Below are 25,827 nucleotides of genomic sequence, written 5' to 3'. Positions count from 1 at the left end.
GATAAAAAAATTAAATTGTGCTAAAATGAATAAAGAATCAATGTTTGTAGGGGTTAAAAATTCGAAATATAGAGAAAGGATTTGAGAAAAGTTGCGAGTGCTTGGTATTGACCCTGGGATTGCGCTGACTGGTTATGGAATTATAGAGTCTAAAAATGGCTCAGAGTTTAAAGTAATCGACTATGGCAGAATAGAAACTTCGAGCAGTCTCAAAAAGTCGATGAGACTTTTACATCTTTATACTGAGCTTTGTAGCATAATTTCGCTGTACCAGCCTGACGTTGTTGCAATTGAAGAACTTTTTTTCAGTAAAAACTCAAAAACTGCTATCACAATTGGTGAGGCAAGAGGTGTGATTATTCTCACATGTATTCAGAATAACCTGAGCATTTACGAATATACCCCCTTGCAAGTTAAACAATCCATAACTGGATATGGTAGAGCAGATAAAACTCAAATACAAAAAATGGTAAAAAGTCTACTTGGTCTTTCTGAAATTCCTAAGCCAGATGATGTTGCAGATGCTTTGGCTGTTGCGATGTGTCATATACTGTCAAGCTCTTCGGTACTTTATCAGGAGGATGAAGTATGATAGATTCTATTGTGGGAACCATCCAAGAGGTATTTAATAATTATGTTATCCTCAATTACAATAACATATACATAAAAATATTTTGTAATAGCACAAAATTCTCTGAATTTTTAGGCAAAGAAAAGAGAGTGTATGTTAGCCTGAAGTTTAACGAAAATTTATCAGAGCTTGAATGTTACGGTTTTTTGACAAGGGAAGAAAGAGAACTTTTTTTAAAGCTACAGAAGGTAACCGGTGTTGGCAGCAAATTAGCTCTACAGATTCTTTCTTCAATAGACTTTCAAGAGCTTATTGTTGAGATTGCAAAGGGAAATGTGGCAAGGCTTGAGAAGGTAAAAGGAATTGGGAAAAAAACTGCAAGCAGGATAATTCTTGAGCTCAAAGAGACACTCAAAAAAGAGTTCAAAGTAGCTACTACTGCAGGTAAAGGAGAAAATAATTACGAAAAACTTGAAGAAATATCTTTAGCACTTTTATCCTTGGGGTATGACATAGATGAAGTGTACCAGGTTCTTTCATCCGAAGATTTTTCTGAACTTTCTTTGGAAGATGGAATAAAACTTGCTTTGAAAAAATTATCAAAGATTTGAGAAAAAAATAAATCCAAAGAGGAATGAAATAAAATGGAAAGATTACTGGATAATAAATTTTCTGTTGAGGATGTTCATGAAGAATCATTGAGACCAAAGATGCTTGAAGAGTATATAGGCCAGCAAAAGGTGAAAGAAAAGATAAAAATCTTTATTGAAGCTGCTAAAAAAAGAAAAGAACCTCTTGATCATGTACTCTTGTATGGTCCGCCTGGTCTTGGAAAAACAACATTGGCAAACATCATTGCTAATGAAATGGGAGTTGATATAAAAGTAACATCTGGTCCTGCAATAGAAAGAGCAGGCGACCTTGTTGCCATTCTTACAAATATTGGTGAAAATAATATTTTGTTTATTGATGAAATTCATAGACTAAACAGAACAATCGAAGAGGTTTTATATCCTGCAATGGAAGACAAAAAGGTTGACATTGTGATTGGCAAAGGTCCGTCCGCAAAGACTATAAGATTGACTTTGCCACCTTTTACACTCATTGGAGCAACAACAAGGGCAGGTCTTTTATCATCACCGCTGAGAGACAGGTTTGGAATAATAGAAAGGCTTGACTATTACACAGTTGAAGAGCTGAGTCAGATTGTTATGAGGTCTGCCAGCATTTTAAAGTGCGATATAGAAAAAGAAGCATGCATAGAGATTGCAAAACGCTCAAGAGGAACTCCGAGGGTTGCAAACAGACTACTTAGAAGACTTAGAGATTATGCTATGGTAAAGCACACAGGAAGTATAACATATGAAGTTGCAAAAAGTGGTCTTGAGATGTTTGAGGTGGACGAATATGGACTTGACCTTGTTGACAGAAACATTTTAGAAGCGATAGTTTACAAGTTTGGCGGAGGACCTGTTGGACTTTCTACAATTGCAGCTGCTATTGGCGAAGATGAAGGAACAATTGAAGATATCTATGAACCTTATTTGATTCAGGAAGGTTTTTTGGTAAAGACTGCGCGAGGAAGAGTTGCAACTCAAAAAGCTATAAGTCATATAGCAAAGATAAAGTTTAAGCTCAAAGAAAGTGGTGATACCGAATGAAACTGCTTATGCACACATGCTGTGGACCATGTAGCGTGTATCCTTTAGAAAAGCTAAGTGGAGAGGGGCATGAAGTTTTTGGGCTTTTTTTCAATCCCAACATTCATCCTTATACAGAATTTAAAAACAGATTGGATTCTGCAAAACTTTTTTATGAAATGAAAGGTAAAAAACTTATTGTGATAGATGAATATCCCTTGGAAGAGTTTTTGCGAAACTGTGCTTTTAGAGAAAATGCAAGGTGTATTTATTGTTATTCTGTAAGATTAGAAAGAACTGCCTTGGTTGCAAAAAAAAGTGGGTTTGATGCCTTTACAACCTCTCTTTTGGTAAGTCCTTATCAAAAACATGAACTTATAAAAGAACTTGGAGAAGCCATTTCAAAAAAGTACGAGATTGAATTTTATTATAAAGATTTCAGGGAAGGATTTAGAGAAGGAAGGCAAAAAGCAAGAGAGATAGGACTTTATATGCAGAAATATTGCGGCTGTATTTACAGCGAAAAAGAGAGGTTTTACAAGGAAACAAAATAATAAAGACACAAAGGGTTTTGAGGAAAATTTGCTATTGTAATGGGCAATATTCAATGCTATAATATTGAATGTTGTTTTATGAGCGCTCGCAAAGGGTAAATTGCTCCCGTAGCGGCGTGCATGTGGATTTGAAAAATTTCTTAAAAGCAGGAGGTATGAAGAAGAGGATGTATGCAATAATTGAAACAGGTGGAAAGCAATATAAGGTGCAGGAAGGCGATGTTTTAAAGGTTGAAAAATTAAAAGCTGATGTTGATTCTGTGGTAAAGATTGACAAGGTGTTGGCTATTTCGTCCGACGATGGTTTTGTTGTTGGAAAGCCATATGTAGATGGTGCATTTGTTGAAGCGAAGGTTTTAGAGCATGCAAAAGATAAGAAAATCATAGTATTTACTTACAAATCAAAAACAGGTTATCACAGAAAGCTTGGACATCGCCAGTGGTATACAAAGATTCAGATAACAAAAATAGCAAAGTAAGTAAGTTAAACTGCCAACCATGATTGAAGCTACCTTTTTAAAATCACAAAAGAAGGGGTATTATAAAATAGTTATAAAAGGGCATAGCTATTTTGCTCCGAAAGGTAAAGACATAGTGTGCAGTGCAGTCTCTTCAATAGTACTTGCTAATGTAAATGGGTGCATTGAGATATTGAAAGCTGAGCACTTTTTAGAACAAAAAGAAGGCTATTTAGAATTTGAAGTGCTAAATAACAATGAAGAAGTAACAAAGGGCTGTTCGCTTCTTCTTCAAACAGCATATTTAGCGTTGAAAGAATTAGAGTCTCAATATCCAAAATATGTTAAAGTGGAGGTGAAAGAAGATGAAGCTAATATTTGACATTCAGCTTTTTGCACACAAGAAAGCTGGTGGTTCAACAAGAAACGGAAGAGACAGCGAGTCAAAAAGACTTGGTGTTAAAAGGTCAGATGGTCAGTTTGTTTTGGCAGGAAACATCTTGGTAAGACAGAGAGGGACTAAATTCCACCCAGGCAAAAATGTCGGTCGTGGTGGAGATGACACACTTTTTGCTTTAGTAACAGGGTATGTAAAGTTTGAAAACAAGAGAGGAAAAAAAGTGGTGTCTGTTATTCCAGCTGAAGAAATGGTTGCTGTTCAATAAAAATCTATTATGGTTTAACGCTTTTCAAAAAGAGGCAAACTGACAAAAGAGGTTTGTCTCTTTTTTTGTATCTTTTAGTTGTTCTTAAAAGAGGTGAGATTTTCATGTTTGTGGACATAGCAAAGATTTATGTCAAAGCAGGAGACGGTGGAGATGGCATAGTTGCATTCAGGCGCGAAAAGTATGTTCCAGCAGGAGGTCCTGCAGGTGGCGATGGTGGAAAAGGCGGAGATGTAATTTTTGTTGCAGACAGGGAGCTGAACACCCTGCTTGATTTTAAATACAAAAGACATTATAAGGCACAAAACGGTGAGCGCGGTGGACCTAACAATATGCACGGCAAAGACGGTGAGGATTTGATAATAAAGGTTCCTGTTGGAACTGTAATAAAAGATGCTGAAACTGGTGAGATAATTGCTGACCTGTCACGAGAAGGCGACAGAGCGATTGTTGCCCACGGTGGTAGAGGTGGCAGAGGAAATGCTCATTTTGCAACAGCAACAAGACAAACACCAAGGTTTGCTGAGGTTGGGGAAAAAGGTGATGAACTTTGGGTTATATTGGAGCTCAAAGTTTTAGCAGATGTTGGGCTCATCGGCTATCCCAATGTTGGGAAGTCAACCTTCTTGTCCGTTGCAACAAATGCAAGACCTGAGATAGCAAACTATCCATTTACAACAAAGTATCCAAACCTTGGGATTGTATATATTAGCGAGGGTGAAAGTTTTGTTCTTGCCGACATTCCGGGGCTTATTGAAGGAGCAAGCGAAGGAGCAGGCCTTGGGCATCAATTTTTGCGACATGTTGAAAGGACAAAGGTTTTGATTCATATTGTTGATGTGTCGGGAAGTGAAGGAAGGGAGCCTGTTGAGGATTTTATAAAAATCAATGAGGAGCTAAAAAAATACAGTCCAGATCTTGCACAAAAGCCTCAAATTGTTGCAGCAAACAAGATGGACCTTCCTGATGCTCAGGCGTATTTTGAACTTTTCAAAGAAGAGATTGAAAAGATGGGGTATGAAGTGTATCCCATCTCTGCTGCAACTGGCATGGGTGTAAGAGAGGTTTTAAAAAGAGCTTATGAACTTTTGAAGCAGCAAAAAACAGCTGAAAACGTCGAAGAGGATGCAAAGCCACGGACGTTTGTGTACTATAAGAAAAAGGATGTAAAACCGCTGACTATCAGAAAAGAAAATGGGGTTTATATTGTAGAAGGAACAGTTGTAGAGAAGGTTGCAAGAAACATAGTTTTAAATGACCATGACTCATTCAGGTATTTTCAAAATTTCTTAAACAAGCTTGGTGTCTTTGATAAGTTAAGAGAGATGGGAATCCAGGATGGCGACATTGTGAGAATACTTGATGTTGAGTTTGAATATTATGAATAAGTTTTAGATTTATCATAAAAATGGATATAGACAAAACAGTAAAAATGGGTTAAAATAATTGACAAGCAAAAAGAAATTCTTAAAAGGTTTGGAGGTTATCTTTTCTAAATGGAGTGCATCAATTGTGGGAACTGCAAGGTAGGTAATACCACATACTTTTGTTTTAAGGAAAACGGGTTTGTTGTGGATGTATCAAAACAAAAGGTGGTTGAGAAGGTAAGAAGCGGTTGGAAAAAGGGGGATCCAGAGTACGAGAAGCAGCGGCGCAGGTCTCGAAAAGAAGTAGAGGTTTGAAGACAATAAAAAAAACGCCGGCAGAAAGGCAAGTTCCTTTCTGCCGTTTTAGTTTTTATGGGGACTAATTGTTAGAGAAGATTTTAATTTTTATGAGTTATTAGGGGAGCAAATTTAAAAAAACTGAGATATTTAAAGAAAATGTCTATTTTTGTTGAGAAAATATATATAAAGATATCAAAAAAAAGATAGTTGACAAGTTTCAAAATAATGGGTATATTTAAAACAAAGAAATTTTTTAATTATAAATTTTTGAGTTTATTGAGTTTTTTTGATATTCTATTTAGGATAGTAAAATTAGATATTGTGAGCGAGAATAAGTGAGAGCGAAAGAGTAATGTCTAAAAGGTTTGTTGAACTTTTTGCAGGTAAGGACACCATCGTCATGAATAACCATATTATGGGCTAAAGTAGGTATAGTATTTTTAGAGGTTCTTGTATTTGGAGGAATAACAATTTTTACGACAATTATAGGAGGGTGGTCAGACTTTTTTGAATTTTTAAAAAAGTTTGATAACGCTCATCATGAGCGTTTTTGCAAAAGGCTAAAATAATTTAGTTCGGGAGAAGGGGGGGTTTATATGCAAAAGCAAGGTAGTAATTGAAAAAAGAAGTAGTAGAAAAATTTGAGTCAATCCATTGTTAATTTACTTTTTTATTACGATTTATTTACATTTGTATAAAATAGGATGAAGTTCAGTTTGTTTAATTTGTTTCTTTTATTCCTGTAGAAAAAAGTATTTCTATTCCATTAAGAAATGTTGCTGCTGTAACTGCTGAAACTAACACAATGATAACATTTCTGTCATTGAGTTTTTATACGTTGTTGTAAATTTGTTAAGCTTAAGATTTTTACTTTGATTATTAATAAATAATAGAAACCGTATTTATTGTTAAAAGTTTAAGATGTCAATTGATAGCCGGGATATAGGCGTAAGCAAAATTGATTATCCAGTAATTGTTTTTGAAAAGCAAAGGCACTGGGAGTTTATAAAATAGAGTTAAAAAGTTGTGAAGTGAAGTAAACATTTAGATGCGAGAAGGAGGTTTTAGAAAATGGCAGAGGTATTTTGTCCTTTTTATGGCGGCTATGTATATAGACAGGGTGATTATTATAAGTGTCATAATCCTAAGAATGTTAAATATGAAAATAACTCTAAGGTTGCATATTTATTAAAGGGACACATTGCAATGTGCACCACTGAGGAATACTTAAACTGTCCTTTTTATCAAGCTTATGTAGATTCACTAAATCAAGAAAAAAACAAATAGAATTTTATTTTGCAAATTAAGAGGTGAGAATTTAGCAATTTTCTCACCTCTTAGTTTTAAATGGAGGTGTTATTTATGAAGCTTAAGTCGAAGTTAATTATACATGCAATAGCAGCATTTATAATCTCTTTAATTATGTTTTTCCATCTTTGTATATCCAATGATGGTTTTACCTTACTAGCAGCTCAAAAATATGCTGTCGGTAAAAATATTACGATTAACAAAGTTATAAAAGGTAAAATTATTCATTCTAATTTAATTGACTTGAACGGAGATAAGAAGAATGAGCATGTTATTATAGTTATTGATAAAAGTAGTGAGTCATTGGATAATGATTTCATGAGTGAAACATGTCATTTGGCTATTTTAGATTCGAAAACAATTAGACTATTATTTTCTGTAGCTAATGTCTCAGATTATTACGAAGGATGTGGTGTTGAACCAGAGGTAAAATATGTTGACATAACAAATGATGGGATAACTGATATTATGATTCAAACTCCATCTGGGGGCTCAAATTGTGTGAATTACCTTCGTATTATTGCGTGGGACAAAAACAACTTCCAAGAGATATTAAAATATGAGGGTGATGATGCAACAAATAATAACATTGATCGTTCATTTCGTATTGAAGGAGATCTTATAAGGTTAAATGGTTATTATAAGGCAATTATGGCGGTGTTAAGAGATTCTAAATATGGTAAAATGTATCTACTTTACAAAGTGGGTGGAGAAGATGATACAAATGACTTTTTAAATGATTTGTCTGAAATATCATATGTTGGAACAGGACAAGGGCCTTTATGGGAAGTTCGAAAACTTGGGAATAAAAATGTGTTATATGCAATCAATGATATTGATGCTGGATGCCATGGTAATACTATTGCAGGACAGGAGATTTATTACGAGTGGGATAGTAAATTTAATAAATGGAAATTAATTAATTTTAGTATAAAAAGTATAAAATCTGATTTGCATCAAATTTTACTTAGCAGTTCAGCTGCAAAAATAAGAAAGCAGATGAAAGATATAACTGTATTAAAAAATATTATCAAAACTAAATTTGCTCAATACAATTTTGAAGATACGACTAACAAAACTTTAATAAACAAGGATATACCACTTAAAATAACTGCAAACCAATTGATTGGTAAGAAGGTAAAAAAAGTAAAAAAAATAGTCTTGAGAGATGTAACAAATGAAACAGAAAGAAGCAAACTTTTTGTTAGAACTAAAAATGTTTTCAAAGACAATGAAATTAAATACATTTTTTCGGATGCAGAGTTGGATGAAAAATATAGTTATAGATTTGAATTTTTGTATATAAGAGGTGAGTGGTTTTTTATAGGTGGTTGGTGTAATACAAAAAATTAGATAATTGAGGTTGTTGAATAAAAGATATAACCATTAAAGGCAAAATAGTTACAAAAGAAATAAAAAAATATTCCCCTTGAGATAAAACATTAATTTGCGAAAAATATCGCAACATAAGGGGGATATAAAACATGTACTTCCTGGTATTAAATCACAAAAGAGAAAATCTTTAAAGCTCCTTTTTGCTATTGAGAAAATAGCTCAGCTTGTAAAAGGCTTAAGAAAGCAAATTAAAAGAGGGAGACCAAGAAAATGCAGACTATTACAAATAATAGCATGCATGGTTACAAAATGAAAAGTAGTGTAAGCCTATATAAATATTTGTATTGTAGATTCAACACCATTGAAAAGTAGCAAAAAAGAAAAGTAGGCAGCAACAGGTATATGCGTGGCTTTAGGCTTTTATAAGTGATACAAACTACATCTGCTTGTCACAGGGAAAGAAAAGAATAATACCTTTGGCATGGGAATTTGCTTGTGCTAATGAGCATGATAACCAAAAGATAGAGCTTTTGTCCAGGGCATGGATTTATGGTGCTAAGGTTTTAATTGAGGATGCAGGAAATGACAGTGAGAAATGGTTTAAGTCAGTTCAAGAGCTTGAGATAAAATTTGTAGTAAAAATAGATAAAAGGAATATGAAAAAACAAAAAATGTAAAAGTGAGTTTAAGAAGCAAAGAATATGGATTTTTTGAAGACAGAGGAAGGCAGGAAGTTGTAAAAACTATAATCTCAAAAAAAGTATTTATTGTATAAATTATTAGGTGTTATAAAAGAAATATTGAAGCCATAGCTTCAAACGGTGTATGATGTTAGTTGAATAGTAAAAATCAAACACATGAGTTGAAGCTATGATCATAGGCTAAATCTTATAACAAAAAAATTTAAACCATTAAGCGAAGAGGAGGATTTCAATTATGAAGAGAAGAGTATTTATCTTTTTAGGTGTTATATTGATATCTTTACAAACATGTTTGCATTTTATGTATGCCAATGGAAGTAGTAAAAGTTCAAAAAATGCAGAAGAAACAATGCTTTTAGGAGGAGGAAAGTATTTGCTAATAATGCCTAAATATGAAGAAATTGAGAATATATCTGAGGATTTATTGGCAGTTAAATTAAATGGCAAATGGGGCTTTATAGATAAGAAAAGTGGCAAAGTAATAATAAAGCCACAGTTTGATGATGTAATAAGGTTTCTAAAGGTCTCTGCAGAAATTAAACAAGGAGGCGGATTGGGCGCTGTAGACAAGAGCGTGATGGTAGAGGCCATGCTAAAGGTCATGCCAAAGTTTAATGATATGAGCAACTTTTTAGATGACTTAGTAGCAATTAAACAAGGAGGCAGATGGGGTTTTATAGACAAAAGCGGAAAAGTAGTTATCAAGCCACAGTTTGATGGTGTGGGAAGCTTTTCAGAGGGCTTAGTAGAAATAAAACAAGGAAACAGATGGGGTTTTATAGACAAAAGCGGAAAAGTAGTTATCAAGCCACAGTTTGATGGTGTGGGAAGCTTTTCAGAGGGCTTAGCAGCAATTCTCCAAGAAGGCTTATGTGGTTTTGTAGACAAGAGCGGAAAGGTAGTTATCAAGCCACAGTTTGATGGGGTAAGAAATTTTAATGATGGTTTTGCAGCAGTTAAGCAAGGAGGTAAATGGGGTTTTGTAAACAAGAGTGGAAAGGTGATAGTGAAGCCGCAATTTGATGAGGTAGAAGATTTTTGTGAAGATTTTGCAGTAGTTAAAGAAGGAGGAAAAGTGGGCTATGTAGATAAAAGTGGAAGAATAGTAGCGAAACCACAATTTGACGTAATATTGAGATATAGAAACGTTTTATCTATGGTTAAACAAGGAAAGAAATGGGGGCTCTTAGATTTTAAAAGTGGGAGAATAGTAGTTAAGCCACAGTTTAATTCGATAATATATATCACAAAAGATTTAGCGTTAGTAACAAGAGAAGGAAAAAGTGGATTTGTTGATATAAAAAATGGGAAAGTAATAATAGAACCACAGTTTGATGAATGTCAAATTGAGGGAGTGAGAGGAATAGAGGCATTAGCATATTCTATTTCAATGTTATATTCAACGGAATCATTTGTACAAAGTGGATTTTTAGAACCTGTTAATATGACAGAACCAAATGAATTAAGACTTGATTTAGTAAAAGATATGTCTGTAAATAAAATGATAGTTACGAAACAAGGAAAATTAGGTATTGTAGATATTGTAAATAAAAAAATAATAATCGAGCCAAAATTTGATGATATAATACCTATTACAAAAGATTTTGCGGCAGTAAAACAAGGAGAAAAATGGGGTTTTATAAATTCTATTAATGGAAAAACATTAATAGAGCCACAGTTTGATTCAGTGTACAAATATAAAGATGTATTTATATGTCTTGAGCAAGGAAATTTTGATAAATATATGAATATTAAAAGTAAGATAATAGTAGATGAAGTAGGTGAGTATGGTGAAGGTTTGTTCCCAGTAAGACAAGGTGATAAATGGGGGTATATGGACAGAGATGGGAATATGGTTATAGCACCACAGTTTAGTATTGCAAAAAAGTTTAATGATGGTGTAGCATGGGTTGCTCGAGGAGGACAGTGGAAGGTTTCTGAAACTGGAGATAAATATTTGTTAGATGAAAAATGGGGATTTATAGATAAAAGTGGGAAAATGACAGAGGTACAGTTTGCAAATCAGAATGTAAATGTTTTTTCTGAAGGTTATGCAAAAGTCTTTGTAATGACAAAATGTGGCTTTATTGATAAGAGTGGCAAATTTGTTATATCACCACAGTTTGATAAGGCTCATGATTTTAAGGATGGTTTAGCTGTTGTAAAGATAGATGGTAAGTGGGGCATTATAGACAAGAAAGGTAATTTTGTAGTTGAACCTCAATTCGATTATGTTCGTGACTTTTCAGAGGGTTTAGCAGCCGTTAAACAAAACGGTAAATGGGGCTTTGTAGATAAGAGTGGGAAAATAGTAGTTAAACCGCAGTTTGATAGAGTATATGATTTTTCTGGGGGCATAGCACCAGTTGAGCAAGTTGGGAAAAAGGGCTGTGTTGACAAGAGTGGTAAAATAATAGTAAAGCCTTTATATGATTTTGTAGAAAAATATTCCAGTAATTTATTTAAAGTGCAATTAAATAACAAAATTGGTTTTATAGATAAATATGGTAAAATATTAGCAGAACCACAATTTGATATTGGTATAGTAGATGATTTTTCTGAAGGTTTAGTACTTGTAAAAATAGTGAAACAAGATGATGGGAAAAGGGATGAATCTGATAAATTCAAATACGGCTTTGTAGATATTATTGGGAATGTAATAGTAAAGCCCCAGTTTGATGAAGTGGACGATTTTGAAGGAGACTTAGCAAAAATTAGACAAGGAGAAGAATGGGGTTGTATAATTAAAAGAAAGTAATATAATATCTATTTATGCATTTAATAAATTTAAACCTAATGAATTTTCTGATGAATTTTCTTAGTTGTGATAAAGAAAAATTAGGCTATATAAAGACTACAAAAAGTGCAAAGTTAAAAAGATTTTGACTGTAAAGGCAAAGTATAAATTATTACTTAATATTACAAAAATTATATAAAATAAATACTAAAGATAACTATTTGCTTTTAAAAAGTTTTAAAACAGCCGTCGGGGAAATTATACCAATAAGCATACAAAAATTGGAGAAACAGAATTTGCCTGTTAGTTTTAGGAATTTCAAATATGCAATATATATGGAAATAAAAATAAGTTGAGTTCAAATTTATTCAATAAATAGAAGAAAGAGGAGGTATTTAAAAATGAAGACATATAAAGATATTGAAAAGTTGGAATATTTAAAAAACTTTGATGAACGTATTAGAAGATATTTACTAAAGGAATTTAAATATTTAGAGCTTGTTGGAAGAGGATTTGGAGTTGTTGATAATTTTCATATTTATAAAGATAAAAGTGGAGACATGAATGAAGACAATTTAATTTGCTATATGCAAATTGACGAACCTAATAAAATTAAGTTATATAAATATGGTAAAACATCTGGTTTTAAAGATGCAAAATATTTTAAGGATTTAGGGATTGAAGAGGGTAAAGAATATAATTTGGAAAACTACGACGATTTATTAGAATTTGATTCTCTAATAAACAAAATAGCTGAATTAAAATAAAAATTGCTAAAGGACTGGGCATTTAGTGTTCAGTCCTTTCTATTTAAGGAGTTCACGATTTATTATGCTAATAAATAATGTGTAATATCTCTGGTTTTTCTATTAACGATACCAGCTACCAAATATTGTTAACAAATAACAACTATTGAATCAAAGCTTTTTCTGTGGTAAACTTTATAATGTAAGATAATTCCTAAAGCAGGCAATGTTTGATACAACAAAAATTATAAGTTGATGTTAGCATATAATGTATTACGAAACTTTCAGAAAAAGCAAAAACTTAAAAGTTGAGTTAATTATTAATATATTGATATTCAAGAAGAAGAAAAGAAAGTAACAAAAATAAAGATATATTTGATAGCTTGACGAGAGTTTTAAACAAATATAAAATTTAGATTTAATTTCATTAGAACCAGATGCCTGGGAAGAAGCAGTGAGAGAGAAGTATGAAAAAGAAGAGGGTTTAAAAAATTGATTAATCAAAATAATTCTGAAAATTATGAAAGATAGATTTAAGATTCCATTAGAGAGTATTATCAAAAAGAGGTGAAAAATACCTTGTTAACATCTAAGCAAAGAGCAAAACTCAGGGGTATGGCAAATACAATGGATGCAATTATTCGAATTGGAAAGGAAGGGATTACAGAAGGGGTACTCAAACAAATAGATGAAGCACTCTCTGCAAGAGAGCTTATAAAAATTGCGCTTGAGAAGAACTGCGATAAGAATCCAAAAGAAGCGATAGTTTATATATGTGAAAAACTAAACGCAGAGCCTGTACAGGTGATTGGTAGAAAAATTGTTATTTACAGAATGGCTGAAGAAAATCCAAGAATTCAGATTTAAAAAGTAGGGTATTGACCAATAGAATTATTAATGGTATAATCAAAACAACAAAATTGAATATCAGAAAATTACTTCTTATCAAGAGTGGCGGAGGGACTGGCCCAATGAAGCCCGGCAACCGGAAAAAGGCTTGTTTCCTTTTTCTTGGTGCCAATTCCAGCAGGTATTTTTAAAAATACCTGGCAGATAAGAAGTAAGAAGATTTTGAAAAAAGTCTTCTTGTAGCTTATCTGCAGGAAGACTATTTTTTTATCTTTTTTGAAAACCAAGATATTATAAAATTAATGAAAGGGGAAAAGAGAAGATGGAAGAAAGAAAATATGGTTTTGATACTCTTCAACTTCATGCAGGGCAGTTTGTTGACAGAGAAACAAAATCAAGAGCTGTTCCAATTTACCAGACAACCTCTTACATTTTCGATACACCTGAAGAGGCAGCAGACCTGTTTGCACTCAAAAAAGCGGGAAATATTTATACAAGAATAGGAAATCCGACAACAGATGTATTAGAAAAAAGAATTGCAGCACTTGACGGTGGAGTTGGAGCTGTTGCCACTTCTTCAGGGCAGGCTGCTATCACTTATGCCATTTTAAATATCGCAAGAAGCGGTGATGAGGTTGTTGCAGCATCCACTTTATACGGCGGAACATACACCCTTTTTGCTCACACACTTAGAAAACTTGGTATCACAGTAAAATTTGTAAATCCTGATTATCCAGAAGAGTTCGAAAAGGCAATAACAGACAAGACAAAGGCTATATTTGTAGAAACTCTTGGAAATCCCAATATAAACATACCTGATTTTGAAGCAATAGCTGAGATTGCCCACAAGCATGGGATTCCATTTATTGTTGACAACACGTTTGCAACCCCGTATCTATTTCGACCTATTGAACACGGGGCAGACATTGTTGTGTATTCAATGACAAAGTTTTTGGGCGGGCATGGAACATCAATTGCAGGGATTGTTGTTGACTCTGGCAAGTTTGAGTGGAACGAAAAATTCCCAGATTTGATTCAGCCAGACCCAAGCTACCATGGACTTATTTACACAAAAGAGTTTGGGAATGCTTCATATATTGCAAAACTAAGACTTACGCTCTTGCGCGACATTGGTGCTTGCATTTCACCATTTAATTCGTTTTTAGTACTGCTTGGTGTTGAGACGCTCTCTTTGAGAATGCAAAAACATGTTGACAATGCAATGAAACTTGCCAAGTTTCTAAATGACCATCCAAAGGTTGAGTGGGTGAACTATCCAGCTTTAGAAGGTAACAAGTATTATGAGCTTTACAAGAAGTATCTTCCTAAAGGACCGGGTGCAATCTTCACATTTGGACCAAAAGGTGGTTACGATGCTGCAAAGAAGATTATAAACAATGTAAAGCTCTTTTCACACCTTGCGAATGTTGGCGATGCAAAGTCGCTCATCATCCATCCTGCATCAACAACCCATCAACAGCTAACAGAAGAAGAGCAGAGGGCAGCCGGAGTTTTGCCAGAGATGATTAGACTCTCTGTTGGTATTGAAGATATTGAAGATTTAATATATGATATTGAGAGTGCACTAAATAAAGTGTAAAATAGTTTTTAAGCTGACATTTCGAGTAGCAATGAAAGATTGCTCCAAAAATCAAGGTTTATTAATACAAAATGGGGCAATCTTTCATTTTAATTAATCTTTTTGGTGGGGGTAAAGGAAAATTGGAAAAATTTGAGTTCTGGGAAGAGGGCTACAAAAAATTTGTACGATTTGCTCACAACAAAGATTTTGTGTTAGAAAGTGGAAAAACGTTTGGACCAATCACAGTTGCTTATGAAGTCTATGGAGAGATAAATAAAGAAAAGAATAATATCATCCTTATAACCCACGCTCTGACAGGTGATTCTCACGTTGCTAAACATTCAGAAGATGACCCAAAACCAGGATGGTGGGACAAGTTTGTTGGACCTGGCAAGATGATTGACACAAATAAATATTTTGTAATATGTTCAAATGTGTTTGGAGGCTGTCAGGGGACAACAGGTCCTTCTTCTATTGACCCTGAAACAGGAAAACCTTACGGTGCAAGGTTTCCTATAATAACCATAAAAGACATGGTAAATGTCCAAAAAAAGCTTTTAGAAGCTCTAAAGATAGACCATATACTGTGTGTTGTTGGTGGATCCATGGGCGGAATGCAGGCTTTGGAGTGGGCTGTGAGCTACCCGGATTTTATGGACGGGGTTATAAACATTGCATCGCCGCTCAAACTCAATGCGCAGTCCATCGCTTTCAATGAAGTTATGAGAAGGGCTATCATGGCAGACCCAAACTGGCACGGTGGAGACTACTATGACAAGACAGGACCTTCTCAGGGACTTTCAATTGCCAGAATGCTTGGCATGATAACATACCAGTCTGACAAGCTTATGGATAAAAAGTTTAATCGACGAATGAAAGACCCTGTTGAGAGCTTTTTTGAGTCGTTTAACACCGAGTTTGAAGTCGAAAGTTATTTACACTATCAGGGTATGAAACTTGTTCAGAGGTTTGATGCAAACACGTATCTTTATCTCACACGTGCCATGGACCTTTATGATTTGGGAAGGACATATGGCAGTGAGGAAGAGGCTTTAAGACGAATAAAGGCAAAATTTTTGCTCATTGCTATAACCTCTGATATACTCTTTCCGCTGTCTCAGATGAGATATATGAGAGACAAGCTTTTAGAAGCTGGGGTTGACCTTGTTTACAAAGAGATTGAGTCTGATTATGGTCACGACTCTTTTTTGGTTGAAGAGGAAAAATACAGGAATATTATATCTGAATTTTTAGAATTACTTTATAATAAGGAGATGATAAGATGATATTAAATATCTTAGGGGCAAGAGGACCTTATCCGGCAAAAGGTGAGTCTACATCAGGGTATCTTTTGAGGACAAAAGAGACAAATATTCTACTTGAGTGTGGAAGTGGAGTTTTGACAAGGCTTTTGAACTTTATTTCTTTTGATGAGATTTCATTTATCATTTGCAGCCACCTTCATGCTGACCACACAAGCGATTTGGGAGTTTTGAGATACTATCTTGCATCAAGAGGGAAAGAAATAGACCTTTATATACCTTCTGAGCCAAAAGAGGAGTATGATCTGATAAGAAAAGGAGTGTACAGGGTTAAGGAAATTGAAAATAATATGGAAGCAAAAATAGGAAATCTTACAATCAAGTTTTTAGAAGGTCAGCATTCTTACAAAAGCTTTGCTGTAAGAATTGAAGTAGATGACAAGGTTTTTGGATTCTCAGGTGATACAGGATTTAAAGAAGATTTGATAGAATTTTTCAAGGATGCAGATGTGCTCTTGTTAAACGCAGCATACACAGACAAGGAAGTGGAGAAAATTGAACCTGAAAAGAGATTCCATTTGAGTCCAAAGCAGGCAGCTGAAATTGCAAAGAGAGCAAATACTAAACTTCTTGTTTTGACACATCTTAAGCCTGAATGCAACGAAAAAGAACATCTTCTGTCTGCAAAAGAGATTTTTGACAATGTGGTTCTTGCTACTGATATGGATAAAATAGAATTTTAATGTAGAATCTTAAAATATGTGAGAGGGTCTGATATGTTTGCTGATGCTCACAATGATACGTTAACTGCTGCTTTATTAAAGGGAGAGAGTCTTTATAAAAATTCTCTTCAGTTTGACCTTGAAAGGGCAGATAAGATTAATTTGAAGTTACAATATATGGCAATATGGCAAGACACACGTCAAGAAGGCATTGATTTTTTGAAAAATGCCTTTTATTTTTTGGACAGAATAAATGAGTACGAAATAAACAACGTAGCCAAAAGCCAAAAAATCGAAGATGACATGATAAACGTTTTACTTTCAATCGAGGATATATCTTTTATAAATGACACATATGAGATAGAGCTTTTAAAACAAAGAGGAGTAAAAAGTGCAACACTTTCATGGAATCATGAAAATAAACTTTGCGGCGGTGCATATTCAGATAAGGGTTTGACAAGTACAGGACAGAAGGTCTTAAAAAAATTACTTGAAGAAAACTTTATCATAGACCTTGCGCACTCATCAAAGAAGACTTTTTTTGATGTTGTAAAGCATCTAAATAAACCTTTTATAGTTAGCCATTCTAATTGTTTTAGATTATGCCCGCACCCACGAAACCTAACAGATGAGCAGATAAAAATTGTAAGAGATTTTGATGGAATAATAGGAATCAATTTTTATTCTCCATTTGTAAAAGATGAAGGTAAAGCTAATTTGAATGATGTTCTAAGACACATAGCATATATTGCAGAGCTAATTGGTGTACAGTACATTTCGTTTGGGTCTGATTTTGATGGAGCAGATGATTTCCCGGAAGGCTTGAGAGGAGTTGAAGATTTGCCAAACATACAAGAAGAACTTAAAAAATGGGGGTTTTCTGAAAGAGAGATTATGGACATTTGCTATTTTAATCTTACATGGTTTACTAAAAGATTTTTAAAATGAAATTTTTATAATATCATCTTGCGTTTTTAGTTAAAAAATTCTCAGTTTTCTGTACCAGTACTATTGAAAAATGCATATAAATATGATATAGTATTGCAAAAATAATTTAAAGGAGAGAATCGATAAAAAATGAAATATTCTCAAAGGGCACTTAACATTTCAGCATCACCGACACTTGCCATTGATAGTCTTGCAAAAAGATTAAAAGAAGCTGGTGAAAATGTAATTGGTTTTGGTGCGGGTGAACCTGATTTTGATACTCCTAATAATATTAAGTATGCTGCAGTTTCAGCTATTGTAAAAGGGTATACAAAATACACACCAGTTGCGGGGATTAGCTGTTTAAAAGAAGCTATTGCAAAGTATTACAAGGAGAATTATGCAGTAGATTATTCTCCAGATGAAGTTGTTGTTTCAAATGGTGCAAAGCATTCTCTTATGAATGTTTTCTTTTCACTTTTAAACGATGGTGATGAGGTACTTTTACCATCTCCATATTGGGTTACATATCCAGAGCTTATAAAACTTGCAGGTGGGAAGGTAGTAGTTGTCCCAACAACAAAAGAAAAGAATTACAAAATAACAGTATCTGACATTGAAAGGTATGCGACGTCAAAAACAAAAGCACTTGTGCTGAACTCACCTTCAAATCCCACCGGTATGGTCTATACATATGAGGAGCTCAAACAAATTGTTGAGTTTTGTGTTGAAAGAGAAATATTTATTGTTTCTGATGAAATATATGACAAGTTGATTTATGATGGCAAAAAGCACATATCGGCAGCATCGATAAATGAAAAGGCAAAAGAGTTTGTAGTTGTTGTAAACGGTGTTTCAAAATCGTATGCGATGACAGGATGGAGAATTGGTTATACCCTTTCAAACAAGGAACTTGCAAAGATTATGTCAAACCTTCAAAGCCACACAACCTCAAACCCAAATTCAATTGCCCAGTATGCTGCGTATGAAGCACTGGTAGGTCCGCAGGATAGCGTAAAAAAGATGATATGCGAATTTGAAAAGAGAAGAGACTTAATTTATAGCCTTGTAAATGATACCAAGTTTTTATCTGCACTGAAGCCCGAAGGTGCATTTTATATCTGGGTTGACATATCTGCTACTGTTGGAAAGAGTTTTGAAGGCAAATTAGTAGACTCGGCTAACACATTTGCAAAACTTCTTTTGGAAGTAGAAAAGGTAGCTGTAGTTCCAAGTGAAGGATTTGGAATGGAAAATCATATAAGACTTTCATATGCAACATCTGAGAAGAATATAAGAGAAGGGCTTGAGAGAATTAAGAGGTTTGTTGAAAAGCTAAGTTAGTAGTATAATATATGGTATCAAATACTAAATAATTGATAACTAATGAGGATGTGAAGTAAGGTGAACGATATTTATGAGACACCACTAAATTCAAGATATGCAAGTGATGAGATGAAAAGGCTCTTTTCAAACGATACACGTTTTAAGCTTTGGCGCAAGCTCTGGATTGCACTGGCAGAGGCACAAAAAGAACTTGGTCTTGATATTACAGATGAGCAGATTGAAGAGATGAAAAGATATGCAGAGGATATAAACTATGAAGTAGCAAGGCAAAAGGAGAAAGAATTAAGGCACGATGTGATGGCGCACATCCATGCGTTTGGCGAGCAGGCAAAAAAAGCAAGACCAATAATTCATCTTGGTGCAACAAGCTGTTTTGTTACAGACAACGCAGATATTATCATTATGTATGAAGCGTTAAAACTTATAAGAAAAAAACTTGTAAACTGTATTAAGGTGTTGTCCGACTTTGCTCTAAAGTATAAAGATTTGCCTACACTTGGATTTACGCATTTTCAGCCTGCACAGCTGACAACTGTGGGCAAAAGAGCTATGCTTTGGGTTCAGGATTTGGTTATGGATTTAGAGTTTCTGGAGTATGTTATGGAGCATACTTATCTGAGAGGAGTCAAAGGAACAACTGGTACTCAAGCAAGTTTTATGGCACTTTTTGACGGCGATGAAGAAAAGGTCAAGATGCTTGACAAGCTTGTATGCAAAAAGATGGGGTTTGAAAAAAGTTTTCCGTTGACATCACAGACATATCCACGAAAATATGATTTTTTGGTCTTATCAGTTTTAGCTTCAATTGCACAAAGTAGTTACAAGTTTGCAAATGATATAAGACTTTTGCAACACTTAAAGGAGATTGAAGAACCGTTTGAGAAAACTCAAGTTGGTTCATCTGCTATGGCATACAAGCGAAATCCTATGAGAAGTGAAAGAATCTGTGCCTTAGCAAGATATGTCATGGTGAATATTCAAAATCCGCTGTTTACAGCATCGGTTCAGTGGCTTGAAAGAACATTAGATGATTCGGCAAATAGAAGAATATCAATTCCAGAGGCGTTTTTGGCAACGGATAGTATTTTGAACCTTTATCACAACGTTGCAAGCGGGCTTGTTGTGTATGAAAAGATGATAGAAAGGCATATACAGCAAGAACTTCCGTTTATGGCAACTGAGAATATATTAATGGAAGCTGTAAAGCGTGGCGGTGACAGACAAGATTTGCATGAGAAAATAAGAAAGTATTCTATGGAAGCAGGAAGAAATGTCAAAGAGTTTGGAAAAGAAAATAATCTTATAGAGCTTATTTCAAATGATCCAAGTTTTAAACTTTCAAAAGAGGAAATTCAGGCTATTTTGGACCCCGAGAAATTTGTGGGAAGGGCACCTTCACAGGTGCAAGAGTATTATGATGAGTATGTAAAGCCAATACTTGAAAAGTATAAAGATGATCTTAATTTTGAATCACAGGTTAATATATGAAAGAGGGACTTTTACATTTGAAGGTAAAAGCCCCTCTTTTAAATTTTTATATCTTAAATATTTCAACTTTTTTGGCCATTTGCTGAGCAAGGTTTTCTAAGTTTTTCATTGTAGAGGCAATTGTTTGAGCTGTTGCAGTTTGTTCTTCTGTTGAAGCGGCAGTTTGCTGGGTTGCAGCAGCAGTTTCTTGAGCGATACTTGCAATGTTAGCAATTTCTTGAGATATTGCAGAGATACTACTGCTTGCTATTTCTGCACTTTTTGTCACGTTATTTATCATTTCAATTAAGTCTTTTGAGAACTGCGAAATTTGTAAGTAAACTTCTTTGGTCTGCTTTGTTATATTATCTTGGGTTTCTAATGTTTTGTTAAACACTTCAGATTGATTGGTAATTGTTTGAATATTCTCATAAATATCCTTTAAGAGCGTTCCTATTTGTTTTGCAGAAGTTGATGTTTGGTCAGAAAGCTTTCTTATCTCATTTGCAACCACCATAAAGCCTTTGCCAGCATCACCAGCTCTTGATGCCTCAATTGATGCATTCAGAGCAAGAAGGTTTATCTCTTTTGAAAGATTTGTTATAAAAGATGTTATTTTAACAATTTCATTACTCATCTCAGAGAATCTTGTCATAATATTTTGCACATCTTGCCATATGTCTTTTACGCTGTTCATATTTTGTTCTTGTGAAAAGATTAATTCCTGCCCATTGTTGATTATCTGATGTACAGCTTGAACGGAAGAATAAGCCTCTTTCATTTTTTCATAAATGTCCTGTACAGAATTTGAAAGAGCAGAAAGTCTCTGGCTTGACTTTTCAATCGAGTTTGCCTGTTCAGAGCTTCCCTTTGCAACATCTGAAATTGCAAGTGCTATTTGCTCTGACACATTTGCAATCTCACTTGATGCAGATGTAAGCTCCTTTGCAGCATCTAAAACTGAACCTGCAACATCTTTTATTTGTTTTATCATCTCCTTTATATTTTTACTCATCATGATAAAAGCACTCATTACTTTTCCAATCTCGTCTGAACTAATATTTTTAATCTCATCTGTCTTAGACAAGTCAAAATGCGAAAGTAAATCTGCCATCTTTTCAACCTGTGAAAGCCTTCGACCAAGTGACAATGTTATTGTAAAAATGAGAAGCACGGCTATTAAAAGTATTAAACCTGCAATTAACCTAATAGTTATTTTAATCTTATTTTGATATTCAACTAAGTCATCTATGTAGATACCTGTACCAAGTATCCAGCCCCATGGTTTGAACAGTGTTACATATGACATCTTCGGATAGAGCTTTTTTGTATTGGGTTTTTCCCACTGATACTTTACAAATCCTTCACCTTTTTTCTTAACAATATCAACCATTGCAACAAAAAGTTTGAATCCTGTTGGGTCTTTGTAATTGCTCAAATCTTGTCCTTCTAATTCTTTCTTGAAAGGATGCATAACCATTTTTGGTTGTAAATCATTTATCCATATATAGTCTGTAGTGTTGTACCTTAGGTTTCTAATTATCTCTTTTGCAGTATTTTGAGCTTGTTGCTGTGATATTTTACCTGCTTGCTGTAATTTGTACTCATTATCACAAATAGAAACTGCTACTTGAACAATATTCTTTAGTTTATTTTTTATCTGGTTTTCAATGGTTGTCATTACAGAGGGAATGATATAAGCTTCTAAAGTGATGATAAAAGCTAAAAAGATAAAAGAAAAAAGAAAAAAAAGCTTGGTTCTTATTTTAACATTTTTAAACAAAACCAATACCTCCTCTTTTAAGTAAACTGAGATTGCTTTTGTGTTTCTGATATATTTTTACCCAATATTAAACATGCAAAAAACACATTTTTTTTACTTGTTTAAAAGTACACTTATATCATTGTAAAGTTCTTGTAAAACCTCTTGATAATCTCTTTTTCCTTCTTCCACTATATCCATGAGTTTTTCAAGCTCGCGTGTGGTTTGCTCATTTACGTATTCACCATATTTTTGTGAAAGATAAGAATATACCTTCTTACCAAGCGATGTTGCCCTTATTCTTCTAAAGCTATCTTCGAACACATACCCTCTTTTGAAAAGTGTCTCTACCATCTTTGCATATGTTGAAGGCCTTCCTATGTTTTTCTGTTTCATTTCGTCAATAAGGCTTGCCTGAGTGTAAAGCTGAATGGTATGTTTTTTATAACTTCGCTTGTCAGTTATGCTATAATCCTTATTTTCAAATAAAGGGTAAATTTGCATGGGAATAAATTCCAGCCAGCCCTCTTCTTCCACTTTCACAGGGATGTCCTTGACAATTTCAATATCATTAATTCTAAAATGTACTTTTTGAACTAAAATCTTCGGATTTTTCATTTGGCTGCTCATAAACCTGTTGAAAATAAGCTGATAAACTTTTATGTGATTTTGTGAAATACCCTGTGCATATTTTTCATAGGCAAGCTCTTTTAGCTCCTCAGGTGATATAGGTTTTACAGGTCTTATTGCTTCGTGAGCACCTTCATCTCCAAAACTTCTTGGTAAAAAGAGTTCCTTTTTACCAACCTTTTCTAAAAACATTCTTGCAATGTTCTGGCCTGTTACAGAAATCCTTGTTGAGTCTGTTCTGTGATAAGTGATAAAACCGTGCTCAAACAAAAACTGCAAAATCTCCATTAATTGCTGCACACCCAAATTTAATTTCTGTGAAGCTAAGGATAACAAAGAAGAAGTTGTAAATGGGGCAGGTGCAGGTATTTCTTCAATTTTCTGTTCAACAACTTCTGCTTCTACTTTCTTGCACTCTTCTTCTCCTTCAATTTCAAGATTATATCCGTTTTCAAGTTTTAGCAGAGTAAATGTTTTTTCACTTTTTGCGTATTCTTTTTCTCTTTCAACAATCCAGCCAAGGATGGTTGATTGCACGCGACCAGCAGAAAGATTATAGTTTTTAAAGTTCTCTTGAAGCTTTGAAGATAGCTCAAATCCTACCCATCTATCTTCTATTCTTCGCACAATTTGAGATTTTACAAGGTTTGTATTGAACTGTCGCGGACTTTTCAAGGCACTGTCAAGACCATAACGTGTAATTTCATGCATTTCAATTCTTTTGATATTACTATTTGCAGGTTTTAAATACTGTGAAATGTCCCATGATATCTTTTCTCCTTCAACATCAGGGTCTGTTGCAATCAAAACTTCGTCAACCTCAAGTGCAAGCTCACGCAATGTTTTTAAGATATCTTTTTTATCATCAATTGTATTGGATGCGCATTTGGGACAGCTATCAAGCTCATCTGTAAATTGAGTGTTGCATTTCATGCAGCGTTTAATAGAGTTGTAATAGGGAATGAATTTTCCATCATGGTACTCAACACCGTGTAGACCCTTTTTTGTTTCAAGGTCGTACACATGCCCCTTTGATGCAGTGATAAGCAAAATTCCATCTTGTGTTATCGACTCATATACAGAAAGTTTACCATATCTTCTTGTTGAGGCTTTTTCCAAGAATTTTGATATTGTATCAGCTTTTGTTGGTGATTCAACTATCATAAGTCTTGATTTTGTGTCATTTTGATAAAAATCATCATTTTGTATTTTTCTGCTCTCTTTTACCTCTTCCATAAGACTTTCAAAATCTACTTCATTTTCCTCCATCCATTCCTCATCCAGCAAAAACATGAGTCGTGACTTTAAGCTATCAAAAATAGTATCATCTTCTTCAAAGAGAATTGAAACTCCTTTTGTCAGGCGCATCCCAAACATTCTCGAGGTTCTGCCAGACCCTTGGATATATGTTGGAACGTCAGGGATAACCAGTTTGCCATCGTCGGTTAATTTCAGGTGTGAGAATATTTTATTTACAATTTTACTGTAGTCCTCCTTAGATATATATTTTGAGACAAGTTGTCTGAGCTTTTCTGTTTGCAGAATTTCAACATTTTTAAAATACTCCTTGAGCTTAGGATGATTATCAAGGTATTCAACAAAGACTCTTTCAAGTACGAATCGAGGAGCTTTATCCATGTCAATCGAAAATTTAAAACAAGGTGTTTCCCAAAAAATACAGTATTTTATGCGTGAAGGTAAATCAATTCCTCTTATTAGTTTTCCATAGTAAGAAGAGACGCCACAGATGACATTCAACTTTCCTTCTTTAAAAAGTTCAAATTCCTTCTCAAAATCATTCCATGTAGCTCCAATTTTGATACTATTTTCTAAAAGAAATTTAACAATTTCTTTTCCTTCTTCCTCAGTGTTGACAAACAGAAGTATACCATCTTTTAAGATGTTGATTATTTCAAGCAATTTTTCTTTTGACTTCTTTTTGATTCTTATATTAGTGATATTTCGTATATTGAAGGTAAATCTGCCAATTTCAAAACCCAAAAGTTCTCTGAAAAGAAGAGGTTTTAATCCCTGCGGCTTTGCTGTTGCTGAGGATACTATGAGCATTCCCTTATTTTTAGAACCATTTGAAACTGTATCTTGCCCATTTTCTCTATTTTTGCTTCTCAATCTTTCGGTTGCTTTTTCAATCTCATCTTCTGAAAAGCCTATCATTTGAAGTAGTGTATCGATGTTCTTTGAAGATTTCAAAATAGCATCTACATCATCTACAAATACAAGGTCAAAAAACATTTTAGATAGAACATCTTTTCTTTTTGAAACAAACTGAGAAGTTACAATGAGTATTTCAAAATCTTGAGATAAAAACCTTTGCTCAAATTCTTCCTTTTCGCTTTTTTTCATCGAAGAGTTAAATAACAATATACGAATAACATCTGTGTTTTGTATTTTTGATTTAAATTGGTTGAGTCTTTCAAAAGACTGCTGTGCAAGCGATACTGTGGGGAATACAAGAGCTGACTTTTTGCCATTTAGCGCCAAAAAAAGGCTTGCTACAAGTCCAAAAGTGGTTTTACCAACTCCTGTTGGGGCAACAAGCGTGAAGCTTTTTGAGAGCAAAAAACGTCGTGCCCATGTTCTTTGGTATCCTGTCATGGGTTTGTGGAAAATAAGCTCAAAAAACTTTTCAAACATTTTATAGTTTTGGTGAAAGTTCCAGTATATTTGATAATCTTTCAATAACCCGCAACCTTTTAAGAGTTCAAATACATTTTCGGTAAGATGGTCATCTTTAAGACACTTCTCACATGGAAGCCCTTTTTCATTTCTTGTATCTGTATTTATTCCGCCGCAGTTTATGCATGAATGGTAGTATTTCGCACCTGTTGCCAACCAACACTCCTCCTGTTTTTTAAATTTTAATTAGCTCTTCTATT

The 25,827-nt window shown here is 34.1% G+C and carries 23 protein-coding genes and 1 riboswitch; of the genes, 21 read left to right on the top strand and 2 right to left on the bottom strand.

The genetic code is table 11. The features are described from left to right. The first annotated feature begins 91 nt into the window (after nt 1–91). From ruvC to purB, 21 genes are all read left to right on the top strand, one after another. Nucleotides 92–592, top strand: a complete 501-nt coding sequence (gene ruvC, locus CALKRO_RS08025; protein ID WP_011917091.1) for a crossover junction endodeoxyribonuclease RuvC — start codon at nt 92–94, stop codon at nt 590–592. Next, a complete protein-coding gene (gene ruvA, locus CALKRO_RS08020) occupies nt 589–1,182 on the top strand; it encodes a Holliday junction branch migration protein RuvA (protein WP_013430535.1) in 594 nt (197 codons plus the stop codon). Before ruvC ends, ruvA begins: the two co-directional genes overlap by 4 nt. 33 nt (nt 1,183–1,215) lie before the next feature. After that, nucleotides 1,216–2,232, top strand: coding sequence for a Holliday junction branch migration DNA helicase RuvB (gene ruvB / locus CALKRO_RS08015; protein WP_013430534.1), 1,017 nt, complete (start codon nt 1,216–1,218; stop codon nt 2,230–2,232). After that, entirely contained in the window at nt 2,229–2,765 is a 537-nt protein-coding gene (locus tag CALKRO_RS08010) for an epoxyqueuosine reductase QueH (RefSeq protein ID WP_013430533.1), read from the top strand. Before ruvB ends, CALKRO_RS08010 begins: the two co-directional genes overlap by 4 nt. Nucleotides 2,766–2,932: 167 nt before the next feature. Then, nucleotides 2,933–3,244 (top strand): 50S ribosomal protein L21, encoded by a 312-nt coding sequence (gene rplU, locus CALKRO_RS08005; RefSeq protein ID WP_013430532.1) that lies wholly within the window; start codon nt 2,933–2,935, stop codon nt 3,242–3,244. 19 nt (nt 3,245–3,263) lie between these two features. Then, entirely contained in the window at nt 3,264–3,605 is a 342-nt protein-coding gene (locus CALKRO_RS08000; protein WP_013430531.1) for a ribosomal-processing cysteine protease Prp, read from the top strand. Beyond that, nucleotides 3,589–3,888, top strand: a complete 300-nt coding sequence (gene rpmA, locus CALKRO_RS07995) for a 50S ribosomal protein L27 (protein ID WP_013411892.1) — start codon at nt 3,589–3,591, stop codon at nt 3,886–3,888. Before CALKRO_RS08000 ends, rpmA begins: the two co-directional genes overlap by 17 nt. Nucleotides 3,889–3,992: 104 nt before the next feature. After that, nucleotides 3,993–5,276, top strand: coding sequence for a GTPase ObgE (obgE, locus tag CALKRO_RS07990; protein ID WP_041741962.1), 1,284 nt, complete (start codon nt 3,993–3,995; stop codon nt 5,274–5,276). Between the two features lie 108 nt (nt 5,277–5,384). Next, a complete protein-coding gene (locus CALKRO_RS07985) occupies nt 5,385–5,570 on the top strand; it encodes a hypothetical protein (protein ID WP_011917100.1) in 186 nt (61 codons plus the stop codon). 1,056 nt (nt 5,571–6,626) lie between these two features. Then, on the top strand, nt 6,627–6,842 hold the full coding sequence (locus CALKRO_RS07980) for a hypothetical protein (protein WP_013430529.1): 216 nt from the start codon (nt 6,627–6,629) through the stop codon (nt 6,840–6,842). Between the two features lie 75 nt (nt 6,843–6,917). Continuing rightward, complete coding sequence (locus CALKRO_RS07975; protein WP_013430528.1) at nt 6,918–8,216, top strand: hypothetical protein; 1,299 nt, start codon at nt 6,918–6,920, stop codon at nt 8,214–8,216. A gap of 458 nt (nt 8,217–8,674) precedes the next feature. After that, nucleotides 8,675–8,875 carry a hypothetical protein gene (locus tag CALKRO_RS13115; protein WP_148222761.1) on the top strand — a complete coding sequence of 67 codons (201 nt, stop codon included), beginning with the start codon at nt 8,675–8,677 and terminating at the stop codon, nt 8,873–8,875. A 259-nt stretch (nt 8,876–9,134) separates the two neighbouring features. Then, on the top strand, nt 9,135–11,657 hold the full coding sequence (locus CALKRO_RS13110) for a WG repeat-containing protein (RefSeq protein ID WP_013430527.1): 2,523 nt from the start codon (nt 9,135–9,137) through the stop codon (nt 11,655–11,657). Nucleotides 11,658–12,037: 380 nt separating this feature from the next. After that, entirely contained in the window at nt 12,038–12,403 is a 366-nt protein-coding gene (locus CALKRO_RS07960) for a hypothetical protein (RefSeq protein WP_013430526.1), read from the top strand. Nucleotides 12,404–12,961: 558 nt separating this feature from the next. Then, nucleotides 12,962–13,249, top strand: coding sequence for a YhbY family RNA-binding protein (locus CALKRO_RS07955; RefSeq protein ID WP_013430525.1), 288 nt, complete (start codon nt 12,962–12,964; stop codon nt 13,247–13,249). A gap of 72 nt (nt 13,250–13,321) precedes the next feature. Further along, a riboswitch (SAM riboswitch) is annotated at nt 13,322–13,442 on the top strand. 111 nt (nt 13,443–13,553) lie between these two features. After that, a complete protein-coding gene (locus CALKRO_RS07950) occupies nt 13,554–14,831 on the top strand; it encodes an O-acetylhomoserine aminocarboxypropyltransferase/cysteine synthase family protein (RefSeq protein WP_013430524.1) in 1,278 nt (425 codons plus the stop codon). A gap of 122 nt (nt 14,832–14,953) precedes the next feature. After that, nucleotides 14,954–16,099: a homoserine O-acetyltransferase MetX gene (gene metX / locus CALKRO_RS07945; protein WP_015907626.1), complete on the top strand. Its 1,146-nt coding sequence runs from the start codon at nt 14,954–14,956 to the stop codon at nt 16,097–16,099. Continuing rightward, nucleotides 16,096–16,818: an MBL fold metallo-hydrolase gene (locus tag CALKRO_RS07940; protein ID WP_013430522.1), complete on the top strand. Its 723-nt coding sequence runs from the start codon at nt 16,096–16,098 to the stop codon at nt 16,816–16,818. The genes metX and CALKRO_RS07940 overlap by 4 nt, the downstream gene beginning before the upstream one ends. Nucleotides 16,819–16,851: 33 nt before the next feature. Then, the gene (locus CALKRO_RS07935) at nt 16,852–17,745 is read left to right on the top strand and encodes a dipeptidase (protein WP_013430521.1); all 894 of its coding nucleotides are present in this window, start codon (nt 16,852–16,854) and stop codon (nt 17,743–17,745) included. Between the two features lie 129 nt (nt 17,746–17,874). Continuing rightward, nucleotides 17,875–19,068: a pyridoxal phosphate-dependent aminotransferase gene (locus CALKRO_RS07930; protein ID WP_013430520.1), complete on the top strand. Its 1,194-nt coding sequence runs from the start codon at nt 17,875–17,877 to the stop codon at nt 19,066–19,068. Nucleotides 19,069–19,128: 60 nt separating this feature from the next. After that, entirely contained in the window at nt 19,129–20,559 is a 1,431-nt protein-coding gene (purB, locus tag CALKRO_RS07925) for an adenylosuccinate lyase (RefSeq protein WP_013430519.1), read from the top strand. A gap of 46 nt (nt 20,560–20,605) precedes the next feature. Here the strand turns inward: purB and CALKRO_RS07920 are convergent, their stop codons facing one another. Next, nucleotides 20,606–22,321, bottom strand: coding sequence for a methyl-accepting chemotaxis protein (locus tag CALKRO_RS07920; RefSeq protein WP_013430518.1), 1,716 nt, complete (start codon nt 22,319–22,321; stop codon nt 20,606–20,608). Nucleotides 22,322–22,414: 93 nt separating this feature from the next. Further along, on the bottom strand, nt 22,415–25,783 hold the full coding sequence (gene rgy / locus CALKRO_RS07915; RefSeq protein ID WP_013430517.1) for a reverse gyrase: 3,369 nt from the start codon (nt 25,781–25,783) through the stop codon (nt 22,415–22,417). Between the last annotated feature and the right edge of the window lie 44 nt (nt 25,784–25,827).

It is taken from the genome of Caldicellulosiruptor kronotskyensis 2002 (assembly GCF_000166775.1).
GTDB classification, from domain to species: Bacteria; Bacillota; Thermoanaerobacteria; order Caldicellulosiruptorales; family Caldicellulosiruptoraceae; genus Caldicellulosiruptor; species Caldicellulosiruptor kronotskyensis.
This window is presented reverse-complemented; position numbering and strand designations above follow the sequence as displayed.

Coding starts and splice junctions, on each gene's coding strand:
- ruvA (WP_013430535.1), top strand. CDS start 589: ATGATAGATTCTATTGTGGGAACCATCCAAGAGGTATTTAATAATTAT.
- ruvB (WP_013430534.1), top strand. CDS start 1,216: ATGGAAAGATTACTGGATAATAAATTTTCTGTTGAGGATGTTCATGAA.
- CALKRO_RS08010 (WP_013430533.1), top strand. CDS start 2,229: ATGAAACTGCTTATGCACACATGCTGTGGACCATGTAGCGTGTATCCT.
- rplU (WP_013430532.1), top strand. CDS start 2,933: ATGTATGCAATAATTGAAACAGGTGGAAAGCAATATAAGGTGCAGGAA.
- CALKRO_RS08000 (WP_013430531.1), top strand. CDS start 3,264: ATGATTGAAGCTACCTTTTTAAAATCACAAAAGAAGGGGTATTATAAA.
- rpmA (WP_013411892.1), top strand. CDS start 3,589: ATGAAGCTAATATTTGACATTCAGCTTTTTGCACACAAGAAAGCTGGT.
- obgE (WP_041741962.1), top strand. CDS start 3,993: ATGTTTGTGGACATAGCAAAGATTTATGTCAAAGCAGGAGACGGTGGA.
- CALKRO_RS07985 (WP_011917100.1), top strand. CDS start 5,385: ATGGAGTGCATCAATTGTGGGAACTGCAAGGTAGGTAATACCACATAC.
- CALKRO_RS07980 (WP_013430529.1), top strand. CDS start 6,627: ATGGCAGAGGTATTTTGTCCTTTTTATGGCGGCTATGTATATAGACAG.
- CALKRO_RS07975 (WP_013430528.1), top strand. CDS start 6,918: ATGAAGCTTAAGTCGAAGTTAATTATACATGCAATAGCAGCATTTATA.
- CALKRO_RS13110 (WP_013430527.1), top strand. CDS start 9,135: ATGAAGAGAAGAGTATTTATCTTTTTAGGTGTTATATTGATATCTTTA.
- CALKRO_RS07960 (WP_013430526.1), top strand. CDS start 12,038: ATGAAGACATATAAAGATATTGAAAAGTTGGAATATTTAAAAAACTTT.
- CALKRO_RS07950 (WP_013430524.1), top strand. CDS start 13,554: ATGGAAGAAAGAAAATATGGTTTTGATACTCTTCAACTTCATGCAGGG.
- CALKRO_RS07940 (WP_013430522.1), top strand. CDS start 16,096: ATGATATTAAATATCTTAGGGGCAAGAGGACCTTATCCGGCAAAAGGT.
- CALKRO_RS07935 (WP_013430521.1), top strand. CDS start 16,852: ATGTTTGCTGATGCTCACAATGATACGTTAACTGCTGCTTTATTAAAG.
- CALKRO_RS07930 (WP_013430520.1), top strand. CDS start 17,875: ATGAAATATTCTCAAAGGGCACTTAACATTTCAGCATCACCGACACTT.